Source organism: Anaerobutyricum hallii DSM 3353 (assembly GCF_000173975.1).
Classification (GTDB): Bacteria; Bacillota; Clostridia; order Lachnospirales; family Lachnospiraceae; genus Anaerobutyricum; species Anaerobutyricum hallii.
In genome coordinates this window covers 1-3,646 of sequence record NZ_ACEP01000135.1, presented here as the reverse complement: position 1 = coordinate 3,646, position 3,646 = coordinate 1, and the positions used below count along the sequence as shown (strand labels likewise).

Below are 3,646 nucleotides of genomic sequence, written 5' to 3'. Positions count from 1 at the left end.
TTGTTTAACCCCCTCTTTCATCAACTGCTTTTCCTTTTAAAATACACTAATTGAGTTTTTTTATCAAGCGATTGGCAAACAATACTTTTTAAACACATTCTAGAGAAACTCTTTTCTCAAATGTTCTTTAGGAGGTTCTATCTCATTAGCAAGAGTATGTTCCGTTAACTCAGAAAGTATCTTAATCTTCCTATTCAACATCGGCCGCATACAGTTTGGAACATGTTCCTGATGAGCCCTGTGAATCGCCACGCATTCCTTACAATTTCCATGATAACGACAGGCTTTCTTACAGGGACAATGATCTTTATCTTTATATTCTTCACGAAACTCTGAAGCAAACTCCTCCTGCAGTTTTAATCCTTCTGCTCTGTTTCCTTCATGAAATTTCTTCATAGCAGCAAGTTCTTTGGGATTATTCTCAATAACCATAGTAGCCTCCTATTACTTTGCTAATTTTTCTACTTCAAAAATATTATAACATACAATTTCTGATTTGCCGAGACGGACGAACTCAGGGAGATAAAGCATATTTGTGACTTTAGTCGCTGCGGTTTGAATGTTCGCTTACAGCGCTCACATCCAAACCTTGCTCCGAGGCCACAAATATGCTTTATTTATCTCCCTGAGTTCTGCTCGTTGGCAGCTTGGGAAATCAGTTGGAAGGATTTGAGGAAGAAGAATGGAGATATAGAATATCCGGGAAAGTAAATTCTATTGAAAAATGCTTTCTACGAATGGTTTAAGCGTCAGGTCTTCAGAACTTTAACTCCTCGGAATGCCATAACCATCTGGAGCCTTCCTCAAATTCTCCAAAAATAAATTCTGAATTTGCGACAACTGCCAAAGACAGCTCCCAAAGAGAGACAATACCCTATATTTGTGGCCTCGGAGCAAAGGTTGGATGTGAGCGTTTTAAGCGAATATTCAACCTGCAGCGACTAAAGTCACAAATATAGGGTATTGTCTCTCTTTGGGAGCGTCTCCTTTGCTGCGCAAATCAGGATTTACTGAAATAACGCTGTGGAGTAATATCTGTCTCCATTATCTGGAAGAAGCACTACAATCGTCTTTCCTTCATTCTCCGGACGTTTGGCAACTTCTACGGCTGCATATAATGCTGCTCCTGAAGAAATACCTGTAATGATTCCCTCTGCTTTTGCAAGTTCTTTTCCGTATTCGAATGCTTTTTCATTCTCTACTGGGAAAACTTCATCATAAATCTTTGTATTTAATACATCTGGAACAAATCCTGCACCAATTCCCTGAATCTTATGTGCACCGCCATGTCCCTGTGATAATACAGGAGAGGTTGCTGGCTCGATTGCGATGACTTTTACATCTGGATTCTGTTCTTTTAAATATTCTCCGATACCTGTAACGGTTCCACCTGTACCAACACCTGCTAAGAAGATGTCTACTTTACCTTCTGTGTCGTTCCAGATTTCCGGTCCGGTTGTTGCTTTATGTGTTGCAGGGTTCGCTGGGTTTACAAACTGTCCTGGAATAAAGCTTCCTGGGATTTCTTTTGCAAGCTCCTCTGCCTTTGCGATAGCCCCGGACATTCCCTTTTCTCCTGGAGTCAGAACGATTTCCGCTCCATAAGCTTTTAAAATATTTCTTCTTTCTACACTCATTGTCTCTGGCATAGTAAAGATAGCTTTGTAACCTTTTGCGGCTGCGATTGCTGCTAAACCAATTCCTGTGTTACCGGAAGTAGGCTCGATGATCGTTGCGCCTTCTTTTAAAAGACCTTTCTTTTCTGCGTCTTCGATCATTCCGTTTGCGATACGGTCTTTTACACTTCCTGCTGGATTAAAATATTCAAGCTTTAATAATAATGTTGCTTTTAATCCTAACTTTTTCTCTAAATTTACTGCCTCAACTAAAGGTGTATTTCCAATTAATTCCTGAATTCCTTTATAAACCTTTGCCATGATAAGCGCCCCCTATTATTCTGCTACGGCTTTGAAAGCTTCATCTAAGTCTTCAATGATATCGTCGATATGCTCTGTTCCGATAGATAAACGGATTGTGTTTGGTTTAATTCCCTGATCTGCCTGCTCCTGCTCATTAAGCTCTGCATGAGTTGTAGATGCCGGATGGATTACAAGAGATTTAACGTCAGCTACGTTAGCAAGCAAGGAGAATAATTCCAGATTGTCGATGAACTTTCTTGCTGTCTCTGCATCACCTTTGATTTCAAATGTGAAGATAGAACCTGCACCGTTAGGGAAGTATTTCTTATATAATCTCTGCTGTTCAGGATCTTCAGATACAGAAGGATGATTAATCTTCTCCACCAATGGCTGATTCTTTAAGTATTCTACAACTTTCAGTGCGTTCTCTACATGACGCTCTACACGTAAGGAAAGTGTTTCTAATCCCTGTAAGAAAATGAATGCATGGAGTGGAGAAAGTGTTGCTCCGGTATCTCTTAAAAGAATCGCACGAATTCTTGTAACAAATGCGGCAGGTCCTGCTGCATCTACGAAGCTGATTCCATGGTAGCTTGGGTTTGGTTCTGTGAGCTGTGGGAACTTACCGGATGCTTTCCAGTCAAACTTACCATCGTCTACGATAACACCACCGATACTTGTTCCATGTCCGCCAATGAACTTAGTTGCAGAATGGATAACGATATCTGCACCATGCTCTAATGGTCTTAAAAGGTAAGGTGTTCCGAATGTATTATCAATTAATAATGGAATGTTATGTTTGTGAGCGATTTCTGCTACTGCTTCGATATCTGTTACTTCAGAGTTTGGATTACCAAGTGCTTCGATGTATAAAGCCTTTGTGTTTTCCTTAATTGCTGCTTCGAATTCTTCTGGTTTTAAAGGGTCAACGAATGTTGTCTCTACACCGTAATCTACTAATGTATGAGCAAGTAAGTTATATGTTCCACCGTAAATGTTCTTAGCTGCTACGATGTGGTCACCTGCTAAAGCTACGTTCTGGATTGCGTATGTTACTGCTGCTGCTCCAGAAGCTGTTGCTAATGCTGCAACGCCACCTTCAAGAGCTGCAACTCTCTGCTCGAAAATATCTACTGTAGGATTTGTTAATCTTCCGTAAATATTACCTGCATCTTTTAAACCGAAACGGTCTGCTGCATGCTGTGAATTGTGGAATACGAAAGAAGAGGTCTGGTAAATAGGTACTGCTCTCGCATCTGTTACAGGATCTGCACTTTCCTGTCCAACGTGTAACTGTAATGTTTCAAATTTAAAATCTCTATCCTTATATGTTTTCTTTGCCATTTTTTTATCCTCCATATATTATGTACTCTTTATATTTTAATCTTTAAATTTCTAATTAAATGTTCTCTTTACAGCAACAGCAGCACATACACATTCGATCGTCCTTATGTATGAATTTTCTCTTTGAAGTTACTAAATTCATGTCTGCCACCTCTCTTTGTTTTGTGTTTCTTTGTTTCATGGGCTTATCATACCAGAAGTATCCTACTATGTCAATAGGAAATATATGATTTTTTATTTTTTTATCCTTTTACAGCAAGAAGACTCCGACCTCTAAGGTGGGGGATCAATTGCGTCTGCTACCTACTTGATAGAGTATCCTAATTATAGTATAGTATCTTTAGTCGGATAATAAAAAATTGAGATACAATAAATTGAGATAG

General features: G+C 39.3%; 3 protein-coding genes. All 3 read right to left on the bottom strand.

Features of this window, described 5'->3' with window-relative positions:
- Positions 1-99 precede the first annotated feature (99 nt).
- The 3 genes from EUBHAL_RS12620 to EUBHAL_RS12610 all read right to left on the bottom strand — a co-directional run bounded on the left by EUBHAL_RS12620 (position 100) and on the right by EUBHAL_RS12610 (position 3,263).
- Positions 100-432, bottom strand: a complete 333-nt coding sequence (locus EUBHAL_RS12620; RefSeq protein WP_005350571.1) for a hypothetical protein — start codon at positions 430-432, stop codon at positions 100-102.
- A gap of 575 nt (positions 433-1,007) precedes the next feature.
- The gene (gene cysK / locus EUBHAL_RS12615) at positions 1,008-1,937 is read right to left on the bottom strand and encodes a cysteine synthase A (RefSeq protein ID WP_005350566.1); all 930 of its coding nucleotides are present in this window, start codon (positions 1,935-1,937) and stop codon (positions 1,008-1,010) included.
- Positions 1,938-1,952: 15 nt separating this feature from the next.
- A complete protein-coding gene (locus EUBHAL_RS12610; RefSeq protein ID WP_044923476.1) occupies positions 1,953-3,263 on the bottom strand; it encodes an O-acetylhomoserine aminocarboxypropyltransferase/cysteine synthase family protein in 1,311 nt (436 codons plus the stop codon).
- Positions 3,264-3,646 lie beyond the last annotated feature (383 nt).